We start from the raw sequence: 25,080 nt of genomic DNA on the forward strand, positions 1-25,080 counted from the left end.
ATGAACAAAAGCGTGATGGTGCTTCTGCTTGGCTGGTTGTTCAGCCTGTCGGTCTGGGCTGGCCAGGGCCCGCAAGGCAACGATTCCGCCTACCGGCTTGCGCCGGGTGACGAGGTTGAAATCCGGGTGTATGGCGAGCCGGATCTGTCGATGAAGTTCAAGGTTGATACCAGTGGTCAGGTCAATTACCCCTATCTGGGTCAGGTGCTGCTGATGGGCCACACCACCACTGAGGTGGCCGAGCTGCTGACCAGAGGGCTCAAGCACGGCGTGCTGCTCGACCCCATGGTGACGGTCAACGTGACCACTTTTCGTCAGGTGTTTGTAGCTGGTGAGGTGGCTCACCCGGGTGGCTACGAATACCAGCCCGGCCTGACGGTGGAGAAGGCCGTCGCGCTGGCGGGTGGTTTCACCGATCGCGCCGCTAGACGGGATATCAGCCTGCGCCGCAATGGCAGCGATCAGTTGCTGGAAGAGGTGAGCCTGCAACGGCAACTCAATCCCGGCGACATCATCACCATCGAACAAAGTTTCTTCTGATCCAGGACGCTCTTCATGACTTCATTGTTGGTTGAAAATGGCCGTGCGCTAGAGAGCCGCCTCGATTTCAGCGGCCCCTGGCGGGTGCTCAAGGCAAACTGGTGGAAGGTGGTGCTGTTTGCCGCCGTGGTGACCCTTGTGGCAGCCCCCTTTATCCTCAGCATGCCACCCTACTACCAGTCCAGTGCGACCCTGCTGCTGAAGGCTGATGCCAACAGCGCTTCACCTATCGAGCCCGTCTATCGGGTTGATACCAGCCGCCGCGAGTACTACAACACCCAGTTCGAGCTGCTCAAGTCACGCCGGGTGGCCGAGAAGGTGGTCACTCATCTGGGCTTGGCCGAGTTGCCGGAATTCAACGGGCAGCCCAATCCGGACAGCTGGTTTAGCCGCATCAAGGGATTCTGGAGTGCCGGACATCAGGAGGATGCCTCCTCACGAAACCAGCACGCAATGGAGTATCTGGCTAAACATCTTTCTATTTCGCCGGTGCGCGATACCCAGCTGGTCAGCATCGGGTTCGAATCCCGCTCTCCCGAGCTGGCCGCTAGCGTCGCCAATGAGGTGGCCCAGACCTACATCGATCTCAATGTGGAGGAGCGGGTCGATGCCAACACCACGGCATCGCACTGGAACCAGAGCCGGTTGGTCGAGATAAAGGCCAGTCTGGAGAAGCAGGAGAAGCAGCTCGGCGATTTTCTTGCCCGCAATGATCTGCTGACGTTTCGCGGCGTAGATGGTTTGCAAACCGAAGAGCTCGGCATCATCACCAACAAGTACGCGGATGCCCGCGAGCGGCGGCTGGCGGCGCAGGCCGAATTCCAGTCCATTCAGGAGTACGGCCGCAATCCGGCGGCGCTGGCCTCCCTGCCCGAGGTCTCCAACCATCCCCAGATGCAGGATCTGCGCATCGCCCTCATCAAGGCCCAGCAGGAGCTCTCTGAGCTGGCCAAGCGTTATGGCCCCAAGCATGACCGTATTCTGCAGGCCGAAGCGCGCATCAAGGCGCTCAATACCCAGTCAAACCAGCTGATGCGGGAGATTGCCGACGGTATCGAGGATCGCTACCAGAGCAGCCAGCGCAAGGAGCAGGAGTACCTTGCCCAGCTTGACGAGAAGAAGCGGGAGTTCTCCTCGCTGGCAGTCAAGAAGGATGAGTACAACAATCTGAAGAACAATATCGACAAGACCCGTCAGCTCTATAACGAGCTGTTCCGCCGTCAGGAAGAGACCCGCCTGAACGCTCAGTTGCACGAGTCGAATGCCATCCTCTACGATGCTGCATCGGTGCCCTTGTTGCCAGCCAAGCCAAACAAGATGCTGTTTCTGCTGATGGTGGTGATCATGGCGGGCATGGTTGCCGTGCTGGCCGTCATCACTGCCGGAGCACTGCGCAATACCCTGGATCGTCTGAGCCAGCTGGTCTCCCAGCTCGGTGGGCGGGTGCTTGGCGAAATCCCGCGGCTGCCAGCCTTGCAGGATCAGAGTGCCCTGCTGCGGGTGGGAGCGGTCAATCCCAGAGTAGGTGCCAGTGCCGATGACCTCTACGCCATTATGCGGCTGGAGTCGGGTCAGCTGCAGCGCATCATGATCACCTCGACCCGTGCTGGTGAGGGCAAGTCAACGCTGGCGGCACTTTGCGCCGCCAGCTTTGCCCGCCATGAGCGGGTGCTGCTGGTGGATGGGGATCTGCGCCGGGGCGCCCTCGGTCGCCAGTTGCTGGGGCAGGAAGCCAGACCGGGGTTGGCCGAGCTGCTCTCAGGCGAAGCCGACTTGGCTGCCTGTCTGGTGCCAAAAGAGGGATTGACCCTGCTGCCTGCTGGTCAGCCGGTATCTTCCCCGCTGGCACTGCTTGGTTCCCCGCGCTGGAGCGAACTGCTGGCAACCCTTGCCGGGCAATTTGACCGCATCATAGTGGACACTCCTGCGCTGGAGGTCGGCAAGGATGCTCTGCTGCTGGGGCAACCGCTGGATGGTGCCATTCATGTGGTTCAGTCCGGGCAACTGCCGGCCAGCCGGGTGCTGAGCGTGCTGGCACAGTTGCGGGATGCCAGAGTGGCGGTTCTGGGGACTGTGCTGACCCAGGTCGCCGAGCGGGATCTGGAAGGGGCTGAGAACCTGAGATTCTGTGGTGCTCCCACCCGGGGCGCACTATGAAACTGCTGCGCAGCATCACCACCATAGGTGGTGCTTCCGTGCTATCCCAGCTGATCGGGGCGCTCTCGGTCTGGTCACTTTCGCACAAGTTCGACATGGCTGCGGTCGGGCTCTATGCCCTCAGCTACAGTCTGGTGCTGATCGGTGCCCAACTTGCCACCTTTGCCTCGCAACTGCTGTTGCCCAAGCTGGAGGAGGCCGAGCTGCCCGGCAACCTGATCTTTTCCCTGTTGCAGGTCTGGCTGCTCCCCATCCCCTATGTGCTGGTGGTGGTCTGCTTTTTCTCGCTGTCGCTCTGGCCGCTCTACCTGCTGACCGTGACCCACGGGCTGATCCTCATCGCCGAGAATCTGGCTCTGCGGGCCGGTCACTACCAGCGGCTCGGTCTGCAGCGTATCTCGGCCTCTGCGGTGGTGCTGCTCTGCCTGCTGCTTGCCCCTGACATGGTGCACTTTTATCAGTTATGGGCCTGTCTGTTGCTGCTGGTGATCGGGGGCTGGTTGTGGTCTGCCTTTGCCTGGCACAGTGCCATGCTGAGGGAGGCTTCCCCGCGTCGCCTGCTGCACTTCTTCTCCCGCCATAAAGCGCATCTGGCTGGTGTCGGCAGTGCCGAAGTGCTGGCGATGGTGACGGCCAATCTGCCAACCGTGTTGATCAACTTCTGGTTTTCCCCTTTGGTGGCGGGCTACTTTGCCGTGGTCAACCGCTTCTGTCTGGCGCCCGTGGTGATTGTCGGCAACGCCATCCGCCACTCCATCTTCTCGCGATGGTCGGAGGATTTCCGCCTGCGCCGTTTCAACGGGGAGGAGTTTCGCAAGGTGAAGCGGCTGCTGCTGGCGATGGGCAGTGCGGCCACCCTCGGGATCCTCATCTGCTATCCGCTGGTGATGAAGTGGTTCTTCAATGCGGAGTGGATCGCCTCCATCGATACCTCCCGCTACATGTTGCCTTATGTGTTTACTGCGGTAGCCATCTGCCCGCTGACCGTAATCGAGCTGGTGTTCGGCTCGCCCCGCTACTTTTTGCGGATCCAGCTTGAGCAGCTGCTGGTCGTGGTGATCGCCTTCGTGCTGATGCCCTGGCTGCAACAGGAGTACGAGCTTTGTGTGCTGGCCTTTTCTTTGCTGACTGCGGTGCGCTACGGCTTCGTCTTTTTGCGGGTCAACCGCCGGGCTGCAGAGTTGCAGGGGCGGATGGAGCTGGCACAGTGAACAGTGCCTTTATCATGCAGGCCAATCTGCTGTTGTCGCTGGTGATCTGCGGCCTGGCCCAGTACGTCACCGGCATTACAGCCTTCCTCTGGCTGCCCTTCCTGCTGGCGATTGCCACCTTGATGTTGCTGCCGCTGCAGACGCGTTACAGCCCGCTGCGGCTCGACTATCAGGAGAAGGTGCTGCTGCTGCTCTACTGTGGCTTGCTGGTGCTGGCGCTGCTGGGCACCCTGCTTCAGCAGGGGGGCATGGTGACTATCATCGGTTTCAAGAACGAGCTGGCGCTCTCTCTGCTGCTCCCCTGCCTGTTACTGGGCTTCTGCCGCGAGTCACAGATTTACCGCATCATGAAGCTGGTGGAGTGGGTCTTCTACCTGCAGATCCCGGTGGTGCTGTTTCAGGTGCTGGTGGTGGTGCCGAAACGAGTGGCACTGCGTGGCGAGTTTGAAAAGTGGGACTCGGTGGTCGGCACCTTCGGGGGGGATCCCATGGGGGGCGGCAATACCGGTGCTCTCGGCTTCTTCTGTCTGCTGGTGATGCTGATCAAGCTATCCGAGTTTCGCCATGGCCTCATTTCGCGTCGTTCGGTTGCTTTTCACATTCTTGCCGCCTTTGCCATCTGCGTGCTGGCCGAGGTGAAGTTCGTTATCCTGCTGTCCCCCTTGCTGCTGGCCTGGGTCTGGCTCTCTCCAAGCTATGTCAGGGGGATGAAAAGCTATGACCTCAAGCGTCTGCTGCTGATTGCGCTGGCGATGACGGCGTTGGTGGCAGCGGCCGTTCTGGTGCTGGCTGCCTCCTACTCATCCGCATTCGAGGGGGCCGGACAACAGGGGGCCATTGAGCTGTTTATCGACTCCCTCGGCTATATCTTCGATCCCAACCACATCAATCCGGAAACCGGCGAGCTGGGGCGGGTGACGACGCTCTTTTTCTGGGCCAGCAACGGTGATCACCACGGTCTCAGCAATCTGCTGTTTGGTTATGGCCTCAACACCACTAACCATGGCAGCACCCTGCCCGGTTTTCTCAACCCCCTGTTCAACGTGCTGCTCGACTCCACCTCCCTCAGCGTGTTGCTGTGGGAGGTGGGACTGATGGGCACCCTGATCTTCATCGCGCTGATCGTTCTGCTGCTCTGGTGCTGCCGTCCCCGACCGTTGCTGGATCGCCAGCTGCTGAGTGCGGCAGATGTGCGTCTGCTCAGCTACCAACCCGCTTTCATCGCGTTCGGGATCGCCTGCCTGCTGAGCTTGCCTTACAGCCAGCTGCTGATGCTGATCCCGGTACAGCAGTTCCTCTTCTATTTCGTGCTGGGTGCCGCCCTGGTGATCCGTTCTTCGGTTCGGCAGGCCACCCGTTCCTGTGAGGTGTCATGACTCCATCCCCCCTTATCTCCGTCATCATCAAGACCTACAACGAGGAGGCAGGGATTGCCGACACCATAGCAAGCATCAGGAGCGCTCTGGCCGACTATTCCCACCAGATTATCGTGGCGGACAGTCTCTCGACCGACCGCACCCAGGCGATTGCCTGCCAGCTGGGTGTGACTGTCGTCAGCCTGACCAACCCGGCCGATCGCTGTTGCGGCGTGGGGCCACAGCTTGGCTACCTCTTCAGCGAAGGGGAGTTCCTGCTGCTGCTCGATGGCGACATGAAGCTGGAGCCGGAGTTTGTGCCGGCCGCCCTTGCGCACATGCACTCCCACCCCGAATGCGGTGGAGTGGCCGGGCGGGCCGAGATGGATGATGCCCACAGCTATGAGTTCAAGTCGCGCAAGCAGCGCATCAACCAGATCTATCCGCTGGGCGAGTCGCGCTGGCTGTGTGGTGGCGGCCTGTTTCGACGCAGCGCCATCGAGCAGATCGGCTATCTCACCAATCGCAACCTGCACGGTTACGAAGAGGCGGAGCTGGGTATCCGGCTGCGTCAGGCGGGCTATCGGCTGGAGCGGCTCGATGTCCCCTTCTTCTTTCACACCTCCCACACCATGGACTCCCTTGCCCTGATCCGTTACCGCTGGCGCATGGGGTATTTGTTTGCCAGCGGCGAGCTGGTGCGCTCGGCGTGGGGGCAGCCCTATTTTCGCGAGGTGCTGTCGGTGATCCGCTCTGAGCTGCTGTTCGGACTCTACCTGCTGACACTCCTGTTCTGCGTGCTGCTTTTCGTAGCCGGACTGCCGTTCTGGTTGCCGTTGCTGGCACTGACACCGCTGGGTGGCTTCATCGCTCTCAAGTGGTTGAAGAACCGCTCCCTGCAAGATGCCCTGCGCAGTGTCATGAACCTCTCCATCTATGCAGCCGGGCTGGTGCGCGGCCTGCTGTTGCCCCAGCGTTCTCCGCGCGAGGCGCCCGCCCATCGTCTGATCCAGGAGTCATTGCCGTGAAGGTGCTCTTTGCCAACAAGTTCTTTTTCATGAAGGGAGGTGCCGAGACCGTCCTCTTTCAGGAGCGGGAGATGGTGCGTCAGGCGGGTTATCAGGTGCTCGACTTTGCCATGCAGCATCCGGATAACCTCCCCTCGCCCCAGAGCGGCTACTTTCCGGCCAACGTCGATTATCACCAGCGGCACGGGCTCTTCGATCGGCTGAAGATCGCCGCTCGCTTCATTCACAATCAGGAGGCCTGTGATCGGCTGGCGGAGCTTATCCGTGCCGAGCGGCCCGATATCGTTCACTTTCACAACATCTACCACCAGCTCACCCCGGCGATCATCCGGGTGGCCAAATCCCTGGGCTGCAAGACGGTGCTGACAGCCCACGACTACAAGGTGGCCTGTCCCAACTACAGCATGCTGGTCGATGGCGAGCCGTTCGATCTGACCCGGATCGAGGGTTCCTGGCTCAAGCTGTTTCGCCATCAGTGGCAGGAGGGGTCATGGGGCAAGAGCCTGCTGCTCTCTGCCGAGGCGGCCTGGCAGCAGTGGCGCCGCAACTATGAGCAGGTCGATGCATTGGTGGCGCCGAGCGCCTTCATGGCCGGGATGCTTCGCACCCGGCTGCCCGCTTCCCGCATCGAGGTGATCCTCAATGGTATAGATGTCGAGTCGAGCCGCGAAAGCGGAGAGGATCGGGGGTACTTTCTGTTCCTCGGGCGCCTGATGGCCGAGAAAGGGGTCGAGACGCTTGCCCGTGCCCATCAGCGCATGACTCGGCCAGCGGGCCTCAAAATTGTGGGCGGTGGCCCGCTGCTGGCGCACCTCGGGCAGCATTATCCCAATGCCGAACTGCTGGGGTTCAAGCAGGGGGAAGCGTTGCTCGATCTGCTGCGCCACGCCAAGGCCGTGGTGGTGCCGTCCGAGTGGTACGAGAACTGCTCCATGTCGGTACTGGAGGCGATGGCCTATGGCAAACCGGTGATCGGGGCTCGAATTGGCGGGATTCCGGAGCAGATCCGCGACGGTCTCGATGGCCTGCTGTTCGAGGCGGGCAATGCCGACGAGCTGGCCCGCTGCATGGACAGGCTGGTGGCCGAGCCGGAGCAGACGGCGGCCATGGGGCGTTCGGCCCGCCAGCGGCTGATCGACAACTACTCCCTCGCCAGCCACCAGCAAGTCCTGCTGGCGCTCTACCAGTCGTTGCTGGAGGAGAAACGGAGATGAGTTTTTGGCACGAGTTGAAAGCCGAACTGGCGCTCAATCCGAGCAAGACGGCGCGCTTGTTCCTGCTCTGCTACCGGCTGGCACAGGGAGGCCGCTTTCTGGCGTTACCCGGCTTGCTGCTGCTCAAGGGATTCAAGCTGCTGTGCGGCCTCGATATCTCGCCAAGAGCCCGGCTGGGTTGGGGTCTGCGCCTCTATCACCCGCAGAATATCGTCATCGGTGACGGTGTGCAGATGGGGCGTGACTGTACTCTGCGCCACAACTGCACTCTGGGCAACAAGCCTGATCGCCAAAGCGGCGAGCTCCTCTCGCCCACCGTGGGGGACGGGGTCGAGTTCGGCACCGGCGCCATCGTTATCGGGGCCATCGCCATTGGTGATCATGCCTGTGTCGGTGCCGGTGCCGTCGTTACTCGTTCCGTCCCGGCTCGCGCCGTTGTTGCGGGCAATCCCGCCAGAATCATTCGAGAAGATCATGAAGCAGATTAGTGTGACCGTGCTCGGTACCCGGGGGATCCCCCATGTACTGGGCGGTGTCGAAACCCATTGTCAGTCCCTCTATCCGGAGCTGCACCGCCAGTTCGAAGTGGCGGCGACCGTACTGGCTCGCGCCCCCTATGTGAGTTACCGAAGCGGCGAGTTTGAAGGAGTGGCTCTCGAGGCGTTGCCCGCCCCCAAAAAGAAGTCGCTGGAGGCAATCCTCCACTCTCTGCTCGCGGCTTTTTACTGCCGCAGCCATGCCTGCGATCTGGTGCATGTCCATGCCATCGGTCCGGGGCTGGTGGTGCCGCTGCTGAGGTTGCTTGGCAAACGGGTGGTCTTTACCCATCACGGCCCCGACTATGACCGCCAGAAGTGGGGGGGGCTGGCCAAGTGGGTATTACGCCTTGGCGAGCGCTGGGCGGTACGTTATGCCAGCGAGGTGATCGTCATCTCCGAAGTGATCAACGAGGCGATCCGCCGCCAGTACGATCGCCAGGATGCCCACCTCATCTACAACGGGGTGAAACGGGTCGAGTTGCCGGCAGCGGACAAGAGGGAGCTGACGCTGGCCCGTTTCGGACTGACCGCTGGCAGCTATCTGGTGGCGGTGGGCCGCTTCGTCGAAGAGAAGGGGCTGCACGATCTCATCGCCGCCTACCGCCAGCTCGATACCGAGCTGCCGCTGGTGCTGGTGGGGGATACGGATCACCCGACCCCCTACAGCGAGCGCCTGCTGCGCATAGCGGATGAAACACCGGGGGTGATCCGTACCGGTTTCCTCAATGGCGAGGCGCTGATCAGCGTCTTTTCACAGGCTACCCTGTTTGCCATGCCCTCTTATCACGAGGGGTTGCCGATAGCCCTGCTGGAGGCGCTCTCCTTCTCCCTGCCGGTGGTGGTGAGCGACATTCCCGCCAATCTGGCGGTGGCGCTGCAACAGGAGTGCTATTTCCCGGTCGGCGATGTGAGTGCGCTGGCAGAGCGACTCAACGCCCAGCTGCCTCGCGGCAAGGTCGATTACAGCGACTATCTGCAGCGGTATGACTGGCAGCGGATCGCCGGCCAGACCATGGCGGTCTACCGCAAGGCTCTGGGCATATCCGCAGGAGAAAACCAATGAGCCAATTACCGCAGAAACCGCAGGGGGCGATCGACCGCTTCTACCGTGCTCTCTCCCCCGAGGTGGCCGAGAGCCTGAGTGAAACTCAGCGCGACGGTATCGAGCAGGCGCTGCGGCTGATGAGTGATGGCAAGTCGCACGCCATCAACGTCAACAGCGCCTTCGGCATCGGTCGCTGGCGCTGCTATCTGGTGGTGTTGATGGGACGGGATCGCCGTCATCGCGGGCGGGAAAGCGGCTTTCGCTTTCACCTCAAGGTGCTGCTGACCACCCTGCTGTTGCTGCTGGGGATCTGCGGTATGGTGCTGCTGCTCTATCTGGTGAAGTCAGCCCTTGGCATCGACATCTTCAAGCACTTCTCGTTCGGGGTGTGGGATCTGTTCAAAAAGAGTGTGCTGATGTGACGAAAGAGGGCTCCCGCGGGAGCCCTCTTTCGTTACTGGATGTCGATCTCGGCCAGACGATACCAGCCACTCTCTTCCAGACCTGCAATACCGAGCTGCAGGGCGGGCTGCTTGTCCTGACCGATGAAGGCCAGCTCGAGATAGTAGTGACCGCGTGCCATCCGGCCCGGCAGGGTCAGGCTGTCGCGAGTGGTAGCCTTGCTGCCCGGGATCCAGCGGGTCATGTCGTTGCGGGTCACCAGCATGGCGCCGACCTGGCCTTCCTCGTTGACCAGCCGGTAAGTGAGCGGCCAGTTGCGATAGGCCGGCGCTACCCCGTCGTTGTGCCAGTTGCCGTTGAGGGTAAGGGTAGCCCCCGGCTTCATGGTTCCCTTGAGGATCAGCTGGTCCAGCACGATGCGATAGCCCAGCTTGCGCAGGGCATTGTCGACGATGGGTCGATATTGGGGGGGAACCGGATCCGACTTGAGATTGATGGTGGAGGCGTGTTGGGCCAGCGCCCAGTCAAAGGTGGCCTTGACCTCCTCCATGGTGTACTGCTGTTGGCCTGGCCACTCGCTCAGCTTGCCGCACACCTCGAAACTGACCGGCGCCCGCTGCCAGCTGGAATCGAAGTTCGCCACATCGGTGCGGGCGCTCGCCAGTCGTTCCGGGTAGGCGTTGCGCATGTGGCTCCAGCTTTGGGAGAAGTGGTGCCAGTCGCCGAGGCAGTCTGCCCGCCAGCCAGCTCCCTTGCCCACGGCATACTCGAACATGGGCAGGTTGTTGATCAGCATCAGCTTGGGGGTTCGCGGAAAAGCGGCCATCTGCAGGTCAACATAGGGTTTGAGCTGCTCGCTGCTGTAGCGCTGTTCCAGCGTTGGGCCGGGGAAGTTGCTCATGTGCCACTCTCCCCATGAACCTATCATGCCGATGTCGACATGACTCAGCGCCGGGTTGCCATCGTAATGGTCTCCCAGCGCCTGGAACAGCCGGGTGGCCCGGGCGAGGAACTGCGGGTCGCTGTAGTCGGGCACAAAGGTCTGGTGGTTGTTCACCCACTCTCCCCGAATCCCCTTGTTGATGAGCCACTCCGGGATCTTGCTGCCCGAGAAGGGCTCATCAAGGGTCATGACCCTGAGGGCAATCGATTGTTTCGGGGTGGCGTGCTGTGCCTGATCGATGGCCCTGTCGATCAGAGCAAAGTTGTATTCGCCCTCCCGTGGTTCCAGCTCGCTCCAGTAGAAGCGGAAGTAGTCGACCGTGCTGACCGGATGTTCAGCCAGAGAGAGGGGATGACCCCAGCTGTTGTGAAACTCTTCGATACCGACGCCGGGATTGTGCAAGAGGTCGTCGACCGGTTCGGGATGAATGGTGAGGGTACCGGCCAGAGCTCCCTGAGCCCATAGCAAGCCGGAATAGAGCAGGATCCTGCCCGGATGCATTTTCATGTGATCGTCCGCCAGTGGAACATGATTGCATGCTAGGAAATTGGCGGACAAAGGCCCAGCCGGTTCCGCTGTTTTCGAGAAGAACCGACTGAAGCCTTTGCTGTTTCGGTCAGAGATTGACGGAGGTTGTGCTCTCAGTCGTCATTGTCATGTCCGGCTGGGTGGGACTCGACACTCTGTTGTCCCATCACCTGATACCAGTCGAGCTTGCGGGTCAGCAGCATGATCAGTGCCAGAGTGGCGAACAAGAGCAGGGCGCCGAGCAGCAAGGCGATCTCTTCGGCCTGCAGCAGGCTGTAGAGAATGGCATAGACCAGCCCGAGCAGCGCCGCGAAGCCGATCCCTTGCTTCGGGCCGCCCAGTACGTGGCTCAGATAGAAGCCGTTGAGCAGTACGCTGGCCAGGGCGGCTACCAGATAGGCCCAGCCAAAGCCGAGGTGCTCGGTCAGTGCCAGCAGCACCAGATAGAAGATGGCCAGCCCCATGCCCACCAGCGCGTACTGGATCGGGTGAACCCGCAGCCCCTTGAGCAGCTCGAACATAAAGAAGCTGATAAAGGTGAGGCCGATGAAGAGCAGGGCATATTTGGCCGCCCGTTCGTTGAGCTGATAGTGATCCACCGGCTGCACCAGACTGACGCTGAAGGTGGAGAGATGGCTATCGCCCCCGTTCATCATCCGGTTGAAGCGGGTCTCCATGTCGCTGGCGAACCAGCTGGTTTGCCAGTTGGCCTCAAACCCTTGTGGGCTCAGGGTGCGACTGCCCGGCAGAAAGTCACCGATAAAGTTGGGGTGGGGCCAGTTGCCCGCCAGCTGCAGGGTGCTCTCCTTGCCCAGCGGGACTATGTCGAGGGCGTTCATCCCCTGTAGATTGAGCTCCAGATGGAAGGTGCCATCCTGTTGCTGCAGGCTGTCGATCGGGGCATGGATACCCGCGAGCGCATCACCGAGGCGGGCGCCGGGGGCAAACGGGATCCGCTGTGTGCCGAGTTGCAGTTCGGGGACGCTGTTGATACCGCGGGCATCGGAGAGCACCAGGCTCAGGTAGGGTTTGCCCGCCACCAGCTCGGCCGTTTCACCGAGCGGTGAGGTCGCGTCATTCAGCAGACTCTGCCGGGTTGGCAGGCGGCCCGAGAGGGAGAGCCGGGTCTGATAGACCTGCGCCTGATAGATGCCCAGCTTGCGCGGGGTCACCTCCATGTTGGCCCTGATATCCAGTTGCTCCGGCAGCAGGTAGCGGTAGATCTGCTCCTGACGGACGAAGCGCTTGCCCTCCTGCTCGACCGTCACCGAACGGGTATAGGGCTGCACGATAATGGGCCCCATCAGTCGTTGCGGGCCGCTGCTGCTGGCCATGATGCTGTGAATGGCCTGATTGCGGTAAGCCTGACGCTCCCGGTTGAACTCCATGATGGATTGCACCGGCACCATCAACAACAGGCTGAGCAACAGCAGCAGAAAGATCTTGTGGGTGAATATCTGTTTGACCATGACACGTCTCCTTGTTGGATGGAGTGAGTCTGTCAGTCCGGCGTGAAGTGGTGATGGGCTTGTGTGAAGTGGCGGTGAACTGTTGAAAAACGGCGTCATCAGACGCCGTGGGATTGTTCAGGGGCGGGAGCGCACCAACCGAGCGGCTTGTGCGAAACGATTGGTGTGGCCGTCGATGAGTCCGTGCATAAAGTCGATGTAATAGACCAGTTCCGGCATCTCCTCAATGGAGCTGGAGGTCCAGTAGGGGGCTGAATTTTCCCCGTTGTCATGGATATCGGAGAAGAAGCGCGGGTCTGTCATCGGCGCCCGGCAATCTTCGCCGAGCAGGGTGAAGAGCTCCTCGATGGTGGGGAGTCGCCACCCCTCGCCAAGGCGAGCTGCTTCATCTTTGGCTTCAAGCAGCGTCAGCAGGGCCGGTGTGCCCACGCACCCTTCTTTCCCCTCCTGCCACTGGCTGCCCAGACTGCACGCCTGCCATTCGAGGTGGTTTAGCCGATCATGGATGACTTCTCCCTGCCGTGTCAGGTGGTCGGAGAGATCACAGGCAGCCAGCGCCATGCTGGCTGGAAGCCAGAGCAGCAATAGAAATAATTTCATGTTTGTCTCGTTTACGAATGGCGGTCAGCCCGTCGCTGGTGGGCTGACCGTGGTTATCGGGGGTTTATCTGGCGGGAAGCGAGATCACTGCTTTTTAAGTTGTGCAGGCAGGGCGGCCAGCACCTCTTCTTTCGCCTTGAGGGAGGCGAACTGCTTGCCGGGCTTTTGCACCACGGTATGGACGAAGATCAGCTGTTTGCCCGGTTTGCTGGCCCAGCCGACGAACCAGCCGATCTGCTGATCGCGGTTGAGGCTGCCATCCAGCTTTTTCGGGTAGCCCATGCCGGTCTTGCCGTGGATCTGCCAGCCGTCGATCTCGCTCACCTTGAGGATATTGGCGGTGTACTGCAGGGTCTGCGCCGAGACCGGCAGCTTGCCGCTGAGCATCTTGCCGAGGAAGCGGGCCTGTTCCTCCGGACTGATGGCGAGGCTGGAGCTGAGCCAAGCCTGGGTCAGGCCGTCATGTTTGCCCGGATTGCCGGAGAGATCCCGGTTGCCGTAGTCGAAGCGGTCGACATATTGCTGGAAGCGCTCCATCCCCAGCCATTCGGTGAGCTGCTGGGAAAACCAGACCACCGAGTAGGTTTCCCAGCGGCGCGGGGTGGTGGTTTCACGCCAGGCGGGCAGCCAGCCGTCATAGCTCGGTTTGTAAGGCAGCGCCGGATGATCTTCATCCACCAGATAGCCACTGTCGTAACCCATCAGCGCCAGTGGGATCTTGAAGGTGGACGCGGGTGGCAGCTGGCTGGAGCAGTCCCCTTCACTGGAGAGGGTCTGGCCGTTGCCGTCAGCATAGAGAAAGCAGCCGCTGGCGGCGGAGGCAGGCAGGGCTGCGAGCAGACCGGCAGCCAGCAGGCTGGAGAGAAGCAGGCGGGACATAGCATTTCCTTGAGCAAATGGATGAGAGAAAGCGGCAGTCTAATGCCGCTTTGTGTGGGGAATGTGAAGTTGCGGGGGGACTAGGCGAACGGCAGCCAGAGTTCCGCCAGCGCGCCCCCTTCCGGCCGGTTGCTCAGGGTCAGACGGCCGCCATGCTGGTGGGCCACCTCATGGGCGAAGCTGAGCCCCAGACCGCTGCTCTTGCCCTTGTCCGGGCGCGGCAGGGAGTAGAAGCGCTCGAAGATGCGCGGCAGGGCGTAGTCGGGAATGCCGGGGCCGCTGTCGGTGACCCGAAAACAGTAGCCCTCCTCCTGCTGGCTGCCGCTCAGGGTGACTTGCCCGTTGGCGGGAGAGAAGTCGATGGCGTTATCCAGCAGGTTGCCGATGGCCTGCTCCACCAGCAGCGGATCCCACTTCTGTTTCGGCGCGCTGGCCAGCTCGGCCACCAACTCGACCTGATGGCGCTGGGCGATGATCTGGCGGGCGTCGAGGGTGCGCTTGCCCAGTTTTGCCGGTTCCACCGACTGGCGATCCAGCCCCTGCCCCGACTCCAGCCGCGCGAGTTGCAGCATTCGCTCGATCAGCTGCTGCATGCGCGCGGTTTCCAGATTGATGTTGCCGATAAACCGTTTGGCAACTTCGGGGGGCGGCGTTTCAGCCAAAATCTCCCCTGCCCCGCGAATGGCGGCCAGCGGGCTCTTCAGCTCGTGGGTCAGGCTGTGCACATAGGCTTCGATATAGCTTTTGCCATCTAGCTGGTGGCGCATGGTCTCCAGCGAGCGGCCGAGCCGATCCAGCTCGACGGTGTGCAACTGCGGCAGCGGTGCCGCCTCCCCCTTGCTGACCGAGTCGGCGTAGTGCACCAGCTTGCCGATGGCGCGGTTGAGCCACCACACCAGCAGGCTGCCGATCAGCAGCGAGATGAGCAGCATCTGGCCGCCGGCCCGCAGCAGCTCCTGTTCCCCCTGCTCGATGGCGGGCATCAGGGTGCGGTTGGGTTTGGCGACGGTGAGGGAGCCGATGATCTCGGCCCCTTCCCGCAGCGGCGCCGCCACATACATGGTCGAGCTGGCGGCATCGTCGGGATCTGTGCGGGTGCTGCGGGCGCCATACTGGCCGCGCAGAGTGCGGTAGACATCGTTCCAGCGGGAATAGTCTTTGCCCAGATCCGTGCCGTCGGAGTCGTAAATCACCATGCCCTTCTGGTCAGTGACATAGATGCGGTACTCCGCCTGCTGCTTGAGGTGGCCATCGATCATCGCATTGATGGGATTCTGGTTGAGGCGGGCGAAGGCGCTGGCCAACCGCCCGTTCATCATATTGCCCTCTTTCAGATCATCGAGCGCGAGCGGCGCCAGCAGCTGGGTCATGTCTACCAGAGTATCCTCGGTGGCGCTGCGCACTCCCGGTTTTATCTCCTCGACGAAGATCTCCAGCACGAACCAGGCGGCCAGCGCGAAGATCAGCAGCAGGCCGCACAGCAGTTGCAACCCGAGTCTCATGCCAGCTCCAGGCTGTAGCCCAGCCCGCGGTGGGTGAGGATCAGGTTGGCCTCGGGATCATGTTCGCGCAGCTTGGCGCGGATGGTCTTGATGTGGGTATCGACGGTGCGATCCAGACTATCCTCCGCATCCTGCCACACCAGATCCATCAGCTGTTGGCGGGAGTAGACCCGGCCCGGCGCAAGCATCAGGGTCTTGAGCAGCAGATATTCGTAGCGGGTGAGGGCCAGCGGTTGGCCGCGAAAATGGATGCGGGCCCGCTCCTCATCCAGTACCAGCAGGGCGCTGGGCTGGGGGGCGACGGGCTGGCTGCGGCGCAGGATGACCCGCACCCGGGCACACACTTCCCGTGGCGAGAAGGGTTTGGCCACATAGTCGTCGGCACCGATCTCCAGCCCGATCAGCCGGTCTATCTCCTCGCTGCGGGCGGTGAGGAACATCAGGGGGATATCGGTCAGCGCCCTCACCTGCTTGCAGAGTTCGAAGCCGCTGATGTCGGGCAGCCCCACATCGAGGATCAGGAAGTCGGGTCGAGTCTGTTCCAGTCGTGTCAGCAACTGTTGGCCCAGCATGAACCACTCCACCTCGAACCCGTCGGTCTGCAGGGCGTAAATCAGGGTGTCGGCGATGCTGGCCTCATCCTCCACCAGCCAGATGACTCTCTTTTGCATGGCATCCTCGTCGCAAATTGGCACCCCATTCTGGCATCGAACCAAATCGGATCCTATTTGCTGTTTTATTTTTCCGAAAAAGGGGCTAATATTTCGATGTTCTTTCGAATCGAAACTTAAAAATGACCAAACGTAATACTCAACAACGCCGTCACACCATAGTGACCCTGGTACAAGAGCAGGGTGAAGTGAGCGTCGACGCTCTCGCCAAACACTTTTCTACCTCCGAAGTGACCATCCGTAAAGATCTGGCGGTACTGGAGACCGGTGGTCTGCTGCTGCGCCGTTACGGTGGTGCTGTCCCTTTGCCGAGCGAGATGGTGGTCGAGGTCAACCCTGAACAAGTTTCGAACCGAAAGTTAGCCATTGCCCGTGCGGCGGCCGAGCGGCTGCGTGATCACAACCGCGTCATCATCGACAGCGGCAGCACCACCAGCGCCATGATCCCCATGCTGGGCAACAAGCGCGGCCTCATCGTGATGACCAACTCCCTCAATGTGGCCGGAGCCCTGCGCGAGCTGGAAAATGAGCCTACCCTGTTAATGACCGGTGGCACTTGGGACCCTCACTCCGAATCCTTCCAGGGGCAGGTGGCGGAACAGGTGCTGCGCTCCTACGACTTCGACCAGCTCTTTATCGGTGCCGACGGTATCGACCCGGAGCGTGGCACCACCACCTTCAACGAGCTGGTGGGCCTGTCGCGTGTCATGGCCGAGGTATCGCGGGAGGTCATTGTGATGGTCGAATCGGAAAAGATCGGCCGCAAGATCCCCAATCTCGAACTTCCCTGGTCGAGCATCCATACCCTGGTGACCGACGAGGGGCTGGCCAGCGAGGCCAGAGAACAGATTCAAGCCCAGGGGGTGACGCTTATCTGCGCCCCGGTCACTTGCTGACATCGAGCTCTGAACCATCCAACTGACTTTACGATTTGCATCTCAAGGAGAAGTGTATGTGTGGCATCGTCGGGGCTGTCGCCCAACGTGATGTGGCTGAAATTCTGGTAGAGGGCCTGCGCCGTCTGGAGTACCGCGGTTATGACTCAGCCGGTGTGGCCGTGTTCAGCGCCAACCAGCCGTTGCAGCGGGTTCGCCGTCTGGGCAAGGTGGCTGAGCTGGCCAAGGCGCTCGACGAGCAGTCCGTCCACGGCGGTACCGGCATCGCCCATACCCGCTGGGCCACTCACGGCGAGCCCTCCGAACGCAACGCCCACCCCCACGTCTCCGAGCATATCGTGGTGGTGCACAACGGCATCATCGAGAACCACGAAGAGCTGCGGGAAGAGTTGAAGGCGCTGGGCTATGTGTTCAGTTCCGACACCGATACCGAAGTGATTGCCCATCTGGTGCACCACGAGCTGAAATCCGCCGACTCCCTGCTGGCCGCCATGCAAAAGGCGGTGAAGCAGCTGCGCGGCGCTTACGGTACCGTGGTGATGGACAGCCGCGACGACAGCCGCGTGGTGGTGGCCCGCTCCGGTTCACCGCTGGTGATCGGCCGCGGTATCGGCGAGAACTTTATCGCCTCCGACCAGATGGCGCTGCTGCCGGTGACCCGTCGCTTCATCTTCCTGGAAGAGGGTGATGTGGCCGAAGTAACCCGTCGCGATGTGCATATCTTCGATACCAACGGTAACGCCGTGGTGCGTGAAGAGCAGGAGTCCGAACTCTCCCACGATGCCGGTGACAAGGGCGAATACCGTCACTACATGCTCAAAGAGATCCACGAGCAACCCAAAGCGATCACCAACACCTTGGAAGGGCGTCTGGGCAGCGATCACGTGGTGGTCGAATCGTTCGGCAACGGCGCTCGCGCCATCTTTGACAAGGTCGAGCACGTGCAGATCGTCGCCTGCGGCACCTCCTATCACTCCGGCATGGTGGCTCGCTACTGGTTCGAAGAGATCGCTGGCGTATCCTGCGATGTGGAGATCGCCTCCGAGTTCCGCTATCGCAAATCGGTAGTGCGCCCCAACAGCCTGCTGGTGACCCTCTCCCAGAGCGGCGAGACCGCCGATACCCTGGCGGCGCTGCGTCTGGCCAAGGAATCCGGCTACATGAGCTCGCTGGCTATCTGCAACGTGCCGGGCTCCTCGCTGGTGCGTGAATCGGATCTGGCCTTTATGACCCGTGCCGGTGCCGAGATCGGCGTAGCCTCCACCAAGGCGTTCACCACCCAGCTGGCTGGCCTGTTGATGCTGGTGGCCTCGGTCGGTCACTGCCGTGGCCACCTGAGCGCGGCCGCCGAAGCCGAACTGGTCAAGGCGCTGCAAGCCTTGCCGCTGCGTATTAAAGAGAGCCTGGCGCTGGCCAAGGATATCGAAACCCTGGCCGAAGAGTTTGCCGACAAGCAGCACAGCCTGTTCCTCGGCCGTGGCAGCCAGTACCCCATCGCCATGGAAGGGGCGCTCAAGCTAAAAGAGATCTCCTACATCCACGCCGAAGCTTACGCCGCTGGCGAACTGAAGCACGGCCCGCTGGCGCTGATCGATGCCGAAATGCCCATCATTGTGGTGGCGCCGAACAACGATCTGCTGGAGAAGCTCAAGTCCAACGTGGAAGAGGTGCGCGCCCGTGGCGGTATTCTCTACGTGTTCGCCGATGCCGATACCGGCTTCAAGAGTGACGAGACCATGCGGGTCATGAACCTCAACCATGTGGAAGAGGTGATCGCCCCCATCGTCTATACAGTGCCGCTGCAGCTGCTCTCCTACCACGTTGCCCTGATCAAGGGCACTGACGTGGACCAGCCGCGCAACCTGGCAAAATCGGTGACCGTTGAGTAAGTCACTCTCTCAAATGAAAAAGAGCCGCTATTGCGGCTCTTTTTGTTTCGGCTGAGGGGTTACGACAGCCGCAGGTTGGTGATGGTGACCTCGTCGAGGGAGGGCACTATGATGCCGCTGGTGATCCCTTTGGCGATGGCCTGACTGCGGTTCTTTGAGTCGGTCTTGTTGGTCACCTGAGTCAGGTGAAAGTTGACCGTCCGCTCACTGATGCCGAGGATGGTGGCGATCTCCCAGGAGGTCTTGCCCTCGCTGGCCCAGAACAGGCACTCCTTCTCCCGATCCGACAGTTCGGTCAGGTATTTCATCATATCCGGTCTGCTTTTGATCAGTTGCAGTGCAGAGTTGAAGATGTAGCTGGCGCAGAACGACAGCAGCGGGACATTTTCAAACATCAGGTCGGAGTTGGATTTCTCCTTGGTGATGAAAGAGAGGATGCCGTGCTCGCCCTGCGGGGTGTGCAGCGGAAAGGAGACGCCATTGCGTACCCCGAAATCAGCCGCAAGGTTCATCACGTCGCGGCTGGCGCTGGGTAGCCAGGGCGAATCGCAGTCGAGCTTGTTCCAGAAGATCGGCTGGGTCTGTTTCAGCCCCAGATAGACCACCGGATCCTGAGTCAGATACTGGTTTTCGCTGTAGGCGTCAAACCAGGTGGTCGGACAGTTGTTGAACAGTGCCACGTGGGATTTTTGCATGCTGATGGGGAAAATAATCAGCAGCCGAAAGTAATCAAAGCCCATTTGATGACTGAAGCGCTCCAGCAGTTGCTGGATATCGCTGGTTTTTGTTGCCTTGGTGAACTTGTCTATATGTTCCCAGATCGCATCGTTGAGCATTACTTTCTCCTTTTTCGATCTCTATCACACTGATCGAAAAGATTTTTTCTCGTTATTTATATTTGTGCGGTGGCTATTGGCGCCACTTATTCCGTGCGTGCTTAAAAATTATCCTGTTTTTGTGCATAAAGGCCAAGAAAATCCTCTCGTTGCCAGTCCGCCCTGCATTTGAGATAATGATAATAGTTATCATTAGTAAGATGTATTTCAATGAACAAATTATGGGGTGTGGCCCTGCTGCCACTGTCAGTCCACTTTGCTGCCATCGGGGATGAGCTGGTTGCTCCCGCCCTCAAGAACAGCATAGCTGCCGGGAAAGCCTCCCAGCAGCGGGTGGAAAAAGCCGCCGATGCCGCCGTTGCCGCACGACTGGAGCTGCAAAACGCCCAGCTGCAACTGCGTGACCTCGAAGCCTACAACCGCTACATGCAATCTCTGGTGGCCGATCAGCAAAATGAGCTGGGTAAATTGAGCCAGCAGCTGGAAGCGGTGCAAGAGACCCGTCAGGGCTTGATCCCGCTGATGTTGCAGATGCAGGCAGATCTGGAACAGCTGGTGCAAAATGACATCCCGCTGCGTAAGGAAGATCGGCTGGCGCGGGTTGAACAGTTGAAAGCGACCCTGGCTCGCGCAGACGTTAGCGAGGCGGAGAAATTCCGTCAGCTGCTGCAGGCCTATAAGATCGAAGCCGAGTACGGCAGCCGGATGGACAGCTATTCCGCCGAGCTGGAGCTGGATGGTTCTCCGCGTCGGGTCGATGTGCTGGCGCTGGGTCGGGTCTCCCTGCTGGCGATGACTGCCGATCGCAGTCAGGCATGGCGCTGGTCTGCCGAGGCTAAGCAGTGGCAAGCCCTCGACAGCCAGTGGCTCTCCCCTATCGCCGAGGCGATGGATGTGGCCGCCGACAAGAAAGTTCCCCAGTTGCTCAATGTCCCCCTCTCTGTCAGCCGCAGTCAGGAGGCCCAATCATGAGAGTCACCATGAAGTGGTTCCCCCTCCTTATTGCCCTCTCCTGCGGTACCAACGCCGCTGTCGCCGATGAGTGGCAGCAGCAGGAACAGGCTCGTGAACAGCAGGCTCAGCAAGATCTGGCGACCGTTGCCAAGGAGCTCGGCACTGCCCGCGCCAGACTGGCCGAGGCCCAGCGCCTGAGCAAGGAGCTGGCTGGCAAGTTCGCCAGCAACGAGAAGCAGCTGGTCGAGCTTAACGCCCAGTGGGAGCAAGCCTCCGGCGATATGAACGAGATCTTCGCGGTCACCCGTCAGGGCGCCAGCGATGCGGTCAAGCTGCTGAGCGAATCCGCCGCCGAGGGCCAGTTCCCGGAACGTCTCGCCCCGCTGAAAGCCATGGCACAGGATAAACAGGTGCCGGATCGCGCCGCCCTCGCCCTGCTACCCGCCACGCTGCTGCAGGAGATCCGCGAATCTGGCCGGATTGCCCAGTTCAACGGCAAGGTGCTCGATGCCCAGGGTGCTGCCAGCGAGCAGTCGCTGACCCGGGTTGGCAGTTTTGCCCTGCTGGGGAGCGAAGGCTTCCTGCAACCGACCGCCGAAGGCTTGAGCCCGGTACTGGGTCTGCCCGGTAGCGTGCTCTCTGCCGTTGCGGCTTATCAGGGTCAGGAAGGGGAAGCGCTGCCGCTTGATCCTTCGCATGGCACTCTGCTGGCGATGCTGGCACAGGCGCCCACCTTCTGGCAGCAGGTACAACAAGGTGGTCAGGTCGGCGCCATTATCGTGCTGTTGGCCGCCATCGGTTTGGGAATTGCAGCAGTACGGCTGTGGAGCCTCTCCCGAGAACTGGGTCGGGTGCGCCGCCAGCTCAAGAGCGGCGAGTATCACGCCGACAACGCCCTCGGCCGGGTGCTGACGGTGGCAGACAAACACCCCGAGCTGAGCATGGAGACCCTCGAGCTGCGTCTTGATGAGGCGATCCTGCAGGAGACTCCTCGCATGGAGCGCGGCATCGGCATGGTCAAGGTAATCGCGGCCATCGCCCCCATGCTGGGCCTGCTCGGTACCGTGACCGGGATGATCGGCACCTTCCAGGCCATCACCCAGTTTGGCACCGGCGATCCCAAGATCATGGCGGGCGGCATCTCCATGGCGCTGGTCACCACGGTACAGGGTCTGGTGGCGGCCATTCCGCTGATCCTGGCCCACAGCCTGCTGCAGTCCCGCTTCACCGAGCTCTCCAATGTGCTGGAGCAGCAAGTAGCCGGCATTCTGGCTGAGCGCGCCGAGAGCAATAACGGCGGGATGGAGCGAGCAGCATGATGCTCGACATCTGGCAACAGCTGCAGAGTTTCATGGGCCGTGGCGGCCCTGTGCTCTGGGTCATTCTGGCCCTGCTGGTGCTGATGTGGATTTTGATGATCGAGCGGTTGCTCTACCTCAATCTGGGTTTTGGCCCCTTGCAGCAACAGCTTCTCGGCCGCTGGCAGGCCCGCAGCGAGCGCCACAGCTGGCACGCCCGAGCGATCCGCAGCCGCTGGCTGGCGCAGGCAGAGCTGGAACTGAACCGTCATCTGATCTTCATCCGCACCCTGGTGGTGCTCTGTCCCATGCTGGGGTTGCTGGGCACTGTGACCGGCATGATCGGCGTATTCGATGCGTTGGCCGCGGCCAACCGCTTTAACCCGGAGAGCATGGCGGGCGGGATCTCCCGCGCCACTATCCCCACCATGGCAGGCATGGTGGTGGCGCTCTCCGGCGTGTTGTTACTCAGTCGGCTCGAGAGTCAGGCCAAGCGTGCGCTGGCCAAGACCCGGGACGGCCTGCGAGAAGAGAAGGTAATGCAATGAGACGGCAATCCAAACGCCAGCGTGACGAAGTGCAGATCGACATGACCCCCATGCTGGATATCGTGTTCATCATGCTGATCTTCTTTATTGTCACCACCTCCTTCGTGCGTGAAGCCGGACTCGAGGTGCACAGACCCCAGGCCAGTCAGGCCAAGGCGCAGAAATCCTCCAGCATCATGCTGGCGATTGGGGCTCAGGGTCAGATCTTCCTCGACCGCAAGCAGATCGATGTGGAGCGGGTACAGGCCACCATCGCCCGCCTGCTGGCGGAGCAGCCCGATGCCAGTCTGGTGATCCAGGCCGATGAGCGGGTGCCCCACGGCAAGGTGGTGCGGGTGATGGATGAGGCCAAGGCGGCGGGTATCGCCAATATCGCCGTGGCGGTGGCGCCAAAATGAAATACAAGCTGATGAGCCTGGGGCTGGGGATTGCCCTCAGTCTGGGCATCCTGCTGTTTATGGCCACGCTGGTTGAACCGCCCCGGGGCGAGAAGGTGGCGAGCGAACAGAAGCCCATCGTCATCAATATGCAGAGCGAGGTGACCGAGGTGCAGGTGCGCGAGCGTCCGGTGCCGCAGGAACCCGAACCTCTGCCAGAGCCCCCTGCCGCATTGGCCTCCACACCGCTGCCGATGCCTGCAGCGGCCCCCTTGGCGGCCGTTGAGCCGAGTCTGGATCTGGTCTCCAGCCTCAGCACGGTGCAGGTCTATGCCCCTGGTGTGGCGACCAGTACCGCACCGGTATTGAGTGGCAACTACCACGGCCAGCAGCAGGGTGCGGGTATCGGCGTCGGTGACATGCTGATGCCGTTGCAACGGATCGAGCCGGTCTACCCCTATCGTGCCCAACAGTCAGGGATCGAAGGATTCGTCACCCTGCGCTTTAGCGTGAATGCCGAAGGTGGAGTGCAGGATGTGGAAGTGGTCGAGGCCAAACCCAAGCGTCAGTTCGAGCGGGCGGCCATTCAGGCGATCAACAAGTGGCGCTATCAGCCGAGACCGGGCGCCACCGACAAGCTGGTGCAAGTCATCACGCTCAAATTCAAACTGGAGTCATAACTATGTTGCGGATCTGGATCTGTCTGCTTGCCTTGGTCGGCCAAGCCTGTCTGGCGATGGAGGTCAGCCCTCACTTCTCCCGTCAGCTTGAACCCGTGATGAAGCTCTATCAGTCCGGTCAGTGGCAACAAGCCCAGAGCAAGGCGTCCGGCCTCAAGCCAAATAGCGATGCCGAGCGTGCCTGGCTGGCGCAGTTGCAAGCCTCGCTGGCGGCCAATCTGCAACAGACCGCCCAGGCGAGCCGTTATGTCGAACAGGCTCTTGCCTATAAAGAGTGGCCCGAGCAGCAACAGCTCCAGCTGTTGCGACTGCGCGGCGATATTCAGGCCCAGCAATCCAACTGGTCTGGCGCCATCGCCAGCTACAAGGCGGCACTGGGACTCAAGCAAGACGATGCACTGCGCCTGCGTCTGGCTGGTCTCTATTACCACAACAAGCAGTACGGTGACGCCGCCAGTCAGAGCGAACAGTTGTTGAAAAAGGGTTGGCAGAAACAGGCCGCCATTATTCGTCTATCCGCCCTCACCGCTCAGCAACGTTATGGCGTGGCTGCCGATCAGGCGGCCGAGTTGATCAGCCACGAACCCAAAGAGAGCAAATGGTGGCAACAGGCGGTATCGCTCAACCTCTCCGCCAAACGTGGCGATCAGGCGTTGGCTCTGCTTCAAACAGCTATCGACAGAAAACTGATGGATGATGCGTCTGCCCGCAATCAGCTGATCCGTCTCTATGCCTGGCAAGGGCTGCCTTATCGTGGGGCCCGTCTGCTGGAAGCGGCTATGGCCAAGGGACAGATGAAGCAAAGTGCTGAAAACCGCCAACTGCTTGCCCAATTGTGGGAAGGTGCCCGGGAGTGGTCACAAGCAGTTGATAGCTGGCAGCAGCTGGCCAGCCTACATGGTCAGCCCAAAGCTGCCATGCGCGCCGCCGAACTGATGCTGCAACAGGGCAAGACTGATGCTGCCATGATCCAGCTCGCCGCCATCAAGTCGGTAAAAGGCGAGCAAGGCAATCGTGCCAAAGCGCTGCTGGTGCAGGCACACCTTAATAAGGAGCAGTATGCCCAGGCGCTGGAACTGGCCCGTGAGCTGCAGCAGCAGGATAACTGGCAGCAGAAGGCAACCAGCTGGGTCAACTATATCCGGGCACAAAGCGAAGAGTTGAGCAAAAAAGCGGCGTAAAAGAGGTGCCAAGGGGCTGTTTTGGGGCGTTCAGTTCGCTTTTTCAGCAAACGAACGTATTTTTGCAAAAAGCCCTTGTCATCCCGGCGAGGCTCCCTATAATGCGCCCCTACCAGCACGGCGGAACACGCCGAACTGATGAGCCAGCTTCCTAGTGAAGTGGGCGCCGAAAGAAAGCGAAAACAATCGCTTGACTTTCGAAGTGAGAAGCGTAATATGCGCCTCCTCAACGCGACAAGCGTAACGCTCTTTAACAATTTGAATCAAGCAATCTGTGTGGGCACTCACAGCATCGAACATCAAAAACAATTTTTGATTTTCAATGTCTGGTGAAGTGA

The 25,080-nt window shown here is 60.8% G+C and carries 25 protein-coding genes; 17 read left to right on the top strand and 8 right to left on the bottom strand.

Annotated elements, in window-relative coordinates; all coding sequences use genetic code 11:
* Genes AB5Y67_RS00465 through AB5Y67_RS00505 form a run of 9 tightly spaced genes read left to right on the top strand, consistent with a single transcriptional unit; the run spans position 1 to position 9,511 of the window.
* On the top strand, positions 1-540 hold the full coding sequence (locus AB5Y67_RS00465; protein WP_197971566.1) for a polysaccharide biosynthesis/export family protein: 540 nt from the start codon (positions 1-3) through the stop codon (positions 538-540).
* Positions 541-555: 15 nt separating this feature from the next.
* Positions 556-2,697 carry a polysaccharide biosynthesis tyrosine autokinase gene (locus AB5Y67_RS00470; protein ID WP_064339070.1) on the top strand — a complete coding sequence of 714 codons (2,142 nt, stop codon included), beginning with the start codon at positions 556-558 and terminating at the stop codon, positions 2,695-2,697.
* Positions 2,694-3,908, top strand: coding sequence for a lipopolysaccharide biosynthesis protein (locus AB5Y67_RS00475; protein ID WP_064339069.1), 1,215 nt, complete (start codon positions 2,694-2,696; stop codon positions 3,906-3,908). Before AB5Y67_RS00470 ends, AB5Y67_RS00475 begins: the two co-directional genes overlap by 4 nt.
* Entirely contained in the window at positions 3,905-5,284 is a 1,380-nt protein-coding gene (locus AB5Y67_RS00480; RefSeq protein ID WP_232098380.1) for a capsular biosynthesis protein, read from the top strand. The genes AB5Y67_RS00475 and AB5Y67_RS00480 overlap by 4 nt, the downstream gene beginning before the upstream one ends.
* The gene (locus AB5Y67_RS00485) at positions 5,281-6,291 is read left to right on the top strand and encodes a glycosyltransferase family A protein (protein WP_064339068.1); all 1,011 of its coding nucleotides are present in this window, start codon (positions 5,281-5,283) and stop codon (positions 6,289-6,291) included. Before AB5Y67_RS00480 ends, AB5Y67_RS00485 begins: the two co-directional genes overlap by 4 nt.
* Positions 6,288-7,505 carry a glycosyltransferase family 4 protein gene (locus tag AB5Y67_RS00490; protein WP_064339067.1) on the top strand — a complete coding sequence of 406 codons (1,218 nt, stop codon included), beginning with the start codon at positions 6,288-6,290 and terminating at the stop codon, positions 7,503-7,505. The genes AB5Y67_RS00485 and AB5Y67_RS00490 overlap by 4 nt, the downstream gene beginning before the upstream one ends.
* Complete coding sequence (locus AB5Y67_RS00495) at positions 7,502-7,993, top strand: serine acetyltransferase (protein ID WP_156854579.1); 492 nt, start codon at positions 7,502-7,504, stop codon at positions 7,991-7,993. The genes AB5Y67_RS00490 and AB5Y67_RS00495 overlap by 4 nt, the downstream gene beginning before the upstream one ends.
* Positions 7,980-9,107, top strand: a complete 1,128-nt coding sequence (locus tag AB5Y67_RS00500; protein WP_199428619.1) for a glycosyltransferase family 4 protein — start codon at positions 7,980-7,982, stop codon at positions 9,105-9,107. The genes AB5Y67_RS00495 and AB5Y67_RS00500 overlap by 14 nt, the downstream gene beginning before the upstream one ends.
* Positions 9,104-9,511, top strand: coding sequence for a hypothetical protein (locus AB5Y67_RS00505; protein ID WP_033115229.1), 408 nt, complete (start codon positions 9,104-9,106; stop codon positions 9,509-9,511). The genes AB5Y67_RS00500 and AB5Y67_RS00505 overlap by 4 nt, the downstream gene beginning before the upstream one ends.
* A 32-nt stretch (positions 9,512-9,543) precedes the next feature.
* Here the strand turns inward: AB5Y67_RS00505 and AB5Y67_RS00510 are convergent, their stop codons facing one another.
* The 6 genes from AB5Y67_RS00510 to blrA form a co-directional block, all read right to left on the bottom strand.
* Positions 9,544-10,941, bottom strand: coding sequence for a DUF4832 domain-containing protein (locus AB5Y67_RS00510; RefSeq protein WP_064339064.1), 1,398 nt, complete (start codon positions 10,939-10,941; stop codon positions 9,544-9,546).
* Between the two features lie 134 nt (positions 10,942-11,075).
* Positions 11,076-12,431 carry a cell envelope integrity protein CreD gene (gene creD / locus AB5Y67_RS00515; protein WP_199428618.1) on the bottom strand — a complete coding sequence of 452 codons (1,356 nt, stop codon included), beginning with the start codon at positions 12,429-12,431 and terminating at the stop codon, positions 11,076-11,078.
* A 117-nt stretch (positions 12,432-12,548) separates the two neighbouring features.
* Positions 12,549-13,031 carry a DUF1566 domain-containing protein gene (locus AB5Y67_RS00520; RefSeq protein ID WP_199428617.1) on the bottom strand — a complete coding sequence of 161 codons (483 nt, stop codon included), beginning with the start codon at positions 13,029-13,031 and terminating at the stop codon, positions 12,549-12,551.
* 84 nt (positions 13,032-13,115) lie between these two features.
* On the bottom strand, positions 13,116-13,910 hold the full coding sequence (gene blaOXA, locus AB5Y67_RS00525) for an OXA-12 family class D beta-lactamase (protein WP_199415654.1): 795 nt from the start codon (positions 13,908-13,910) through the stop codon (positions 13,116-13,118).
* 80 nt (positions 13,911-13,990) lie between these two features.
* Positions 13,991-15,412 carry a beta-lactam sensor histidine kinase BlrB gene (blrB, locus tag AB5Y67_RS00530; protein ID WP_199428616.1) on the bottom strand — a complete coding sequence of 474 codons (1,422 nt, stop codon included), beginning with the start codon at positions 15,410-15,412 and terminating at the stop codon, positions 13,991-13,993.
* Positions 15,409-16,083: a beta-lactam response regulator transcription factor BlrA gene (blrA, locus tag AB5Y67_RS00535; RefSeq protein ID WP_064339059.1), complete on the bottom strand. Its 675-nt coding sequence runs from the start codon at positions 16,081-16,083 to the stop codon at positions 15,409-15,411. The genes blrB and blrA overlap by 4 nt, the downstream gene beginning before the upstream one ends.
* 122 nt (positions 16,084-16,205) lie before the next feature.
* On the opposite strand from blrA, the gene AB5Y67_RS00540 reads away from it, so the two are divergent.
* The gene (locus AB5Y67_RS00540) at positions 16,206-16,979 is read left to right on the top strand and encodes a DeoR/GlpR family DNA-binding transcription regulator (RefSeq protein WP_005355851.1); all 774 of its coding nucleotides are present in this window, start codon (positions 16,206-16,208) and stop codon (positions 16,977-16,979) included.
* A 56-nt stretch (positions 16,980-17,035) separates the two neighbouring features.
* Positions 17,036-18,868, top strand: a complete 1,833-nt coding sequence (gene glmS / locus AB5Y67_RS00545) for a glutamine--fructose-6-phosphate transaminase (isomerizing) (protein ID WP_064339058.1) — start codon at positions 17,036-17,038, stop codon at positions 18,866-18,868.
* 59 nt (positions 18,869-18,927) lie between these two features.
* On the opposite strand, the gene AB5Y67_RS00550 is transcribed toward glmS, so the two are convergent.
* Positions 18,928-19,704, bottom strand: a complete 777-nt coding sequence (locus AB5Y67_RS00550) for a LuxR family transcriptional regulator (RefSeq protein WP_005357256.1) — start codon at positions 19,702-19,704, stop codon at positions 18,928-18,930.
* 210 nt (positions 19,705-19,914) lie between these two features.
* On the opposite strand from AB5Y67_RS00550, the gene AB5Y67_RS00555 reads away from it, so the two are divergent.
* Genes AB5Y67_RS00555 through AB5Y67_RS00580 form a run of 6 tightly spaced genes read left to right on the top strand, consistent with a single transcriptional unit; the run spans position 19,915 to position 24,742 of the window.
* On the top strand, positions 19,915-20,676 hold the full coding sequence (locus AB5Y67_RS00555) for a DUF3450 domain-containing protein (protein ID WP_064339057.1): 762 nt from the start codon (positions 19,915-19,917) through the stop codon (positions 20,674-20,676).
* A complete protein-coding gene (locus AB5Y67_RS00560) occupies positions 20,673-21,977 on the top strand; it encodes a MotA/TolQ/ExbB proton channel family protein (RefSeq protein ID WP_064339056.1) in 1,305 nt (434 codons plus the stop codon). The genes AB5Y67_RS00555 and AB5Y67_RS00560 overlap by 4 nt, the downstream gene beginning before the upstream one ends.
* Entirely contained in the window at positions 21,974-22,504 is a 531-nt protein-coding gene (locus AB5Y67_RS00565) for a MotA/TolQ/ExbB proton channel family protein (protein ID WP_005339367.1), read from the top strand. The genes AB5Y67_RS00560 and AB5Y67_RS00565 overlap by 4 nt, the downstream gene beginning before the upstream one ends.
* Complete coding sequence (locus tag AB5Y67_RS00570) at positions 22,501-22,902, top strand: biopolymer transporter ExbD (protein ID WP_005339369.1); 402 nt, start codon at positions 22,501-22,503, stop codon at positions 22,900-22,902. Before AB5Y67_RS00565 ends, AB5Y67_RS00570 begins: the two co-directional genes overlap by 4 nt.
* A complete protein-coding gene (locus AB5Y67_RS00575; protein WP_064339055.1) occupies positions 22,899-23,561 on the top strand; it encodes an energy transducer TonB in 663 nt (220 codons plus the stop codon). Before AB5Y67_RS00570 ends, AB5Y67_RS00575 begins: the two co-directional genes overlap by 4 nt.
* 2 nt (positions 23,562-23,563) lie before the next feature.
* A complete protein-coding gene (locus AB5Y67_RS00580; RefSeq protein WP_150390044.1) occupies positions 23,564-24,742 on the top strand; it encodes a lipopolysaccharide assembly protein LapB in 1,179 nt (392 codons plus the stop codon).
* Positions 24,743-24,838: 96 nt separating this feature from the next.
* Here AB5Y67_RS00580 and AB5Y67_RS00585 read toward each other — a convergent pair.
* Positions 24,839-25,080: hypothetical protein (locus AB5Y67_RS00585; RefSeq protein WP_368207556.1), on the bottom strand; the 242-nt coding region annotated here is incomplete at its 5' end.

It is taken from the genome of Aeromonas sp. s12 (assembly GCF_040907925.1).
Taxonomy (GTDB): Bacteria; Pseudomonadota; Gammaproteobacteria; order Enterobacterales; family Aeromonadaceae; genus Aeromonas; species Aeromonas veronii.

What these genes read in the sequence shown, in the direction of transcription:
- AB5Y67_RS00465 (WP_197971566.1), top strand. Translation starts at nt 1, where the DNA reads ATGAACAAAAGCGTGATGGTGCTTCTGCTTGGCTGGTTGTTCAGCCTG.
- creD (WP_199428618.1), bottom strand. Translation starts at nt 12,431, where the DNA reads ATGGTCAAACAGATATTCACCCACAAGATCTTTCTGCTGCTGTTGCTC.
- blrB (WP_199428616.1), bottom strand. Translation starts at nt 15,412, where the DNA reads ATGAGACTCGGGTTGCAACTGCTGTGCGGCCTGCTGCTGATCTTCGCG.
- AB5Y67_RS00470 (WP_064339070.1), top strand. Translation starts at nt 556, where the DNA reads ATGACTTCATTGTTGGTTGAAAATGGCCGTGCGCTAGAGAGCCGCCTC.
- blaOXA (WP_199415654.1), bottom strand. Translation starts at nt 13,910, where the DNA reads ATGTCCCGCCTGCTTCTCTCCAGCCTGCTGGCTGCCGGTCTGCTCGCA.
- AB5Y67_RS00475 (WP_064339069.1), top strand. Translation starts at nt 2,694, where the DNA reads ATGAAACTGCTGCGCAGCATCACCACCATAGGTGGTGCTTCCGTGCTA.
- AB5Y67_RS00520 (WP_199428617.1), bottom strand. Translation starts at nt 13,031, where the DNA reads ATGAAATTATTTCTATTGCTGCTCTGGCTTCCAGCCAGCATGGCGCTG.
- AB5Y67_RS00510 (WP_064339064.1), bottom strand. Translation starts at nt 10,941, where the DNA reads ATGAAAATGCATCCGGGCAGGATCCTGCTCTATTCCGGCTTGCTATGG.
- AB5Y67_RS00565 (WP_005339367.1), top strand. Translation starts at nt 21,974, where the DNA reads ATGATGCTCGACATCTGGCAACAGCTGCAGAGTTTCATGGGCCGTGGC.
- AB5Y67_RS00575 (WP_064339055.1), top strand. Translation starts at nt 22,899, where the DNA reads ATGAAATACAAGCTGATGAGCCTGGGGCTGGGGATTGCCCTCAGTCTG.
- AB5Y67_RS00555 (WP_064339057.1), top strand. Translation starts at nt 19,915, where the DNA reads ATGAACAAATTATGGGGTGTGGCCCTGCTGCCACTGTCAGTCCACTTT.
- AB5Y67_RS00540 (WP_005355851.1), top strand. Translation starts at nt 16,206, where the DNA reads ATGACCAAACGTAATACTCAACAACGCCGTCACACCATAGTGACCCTG.
- AB5Y67_RS00560 (WP_064339056.1), top strand. Translation starts at nt 20,673, where the DNA reads ATGAGAGTCACCATGAAGTGGTTCCCCCTCCTTATTGCCCTCTCCTGC.
- AB5Y67_RS00505 (WP_033115229.1), top strand. Translation starts at nt 9,104, where the DNA reads ATGAGCCAATTACCGCAGAAACCGCAGGGGGCGATCGACCGCTTCTAC.
- AB5Y67_RS00500 (WP_199428619.1), top strand. Translation starts at nt 7,980, where the DNA reads ATGAAGCAGATTAGTGTGACCGTGCTCGGTACCCGGGGGATCCCCCAT.
- AB5Y67_RS00495 (WP_156854579.1), top strand. Translation starts at nt 7,502, where the DNA reads ATGAGTTTTTGGCACGAGTTGAAAGCCGAACTGGCGCTCAATCCGAGC.
- AB5Y67_RS00485 (WP_064339068.1), top strand. Translation starts at nt 5,281, where the DNA reads ATGACTCCATCCCCCCTTATCTCCGTCATCATCAAGACCTACAACGAG.
- blrA (WP_064339059.1), bottom strand. Translation starts at nt 16,083, where the DNA reads ATGCAAAAGAGAGTCATCTGGCTGGTGGAGGATGAGGCCAGCATCGCC.
- glmS (WP_064339058.1), top strand. Translation starts at nt 17,036, where the DNA reads ATGTGTGGCATCGTCGGGGCTGTCGCCCAACGTGATGTGGCTGAAATT.
- AB5Y67_RS00550 (WP_005357256.1), bottom strand. Translation starts at nt 19,704, where the DNA reads ATGCTCAACGATGCGATCTGGGAACATATAGACAAGTTCACCAAGGCA.
- AB5Y67_RS00570 (WP_005339369.1), top strand. Translation starts at nt 22,501, where the DNA reads ATGAGACGGCAATCCAAACGCCAGCGTGACGAAGTGCAGATCGACATG.
- AB5Y67_RS00580 (WP_150390044.1), top strand. Translation starts at nt 23,564, where the DNA reads ATGTTGCGGATCTGGATCTGTCTGCTTGCCTTGGTCGGCCAAGCCTGT.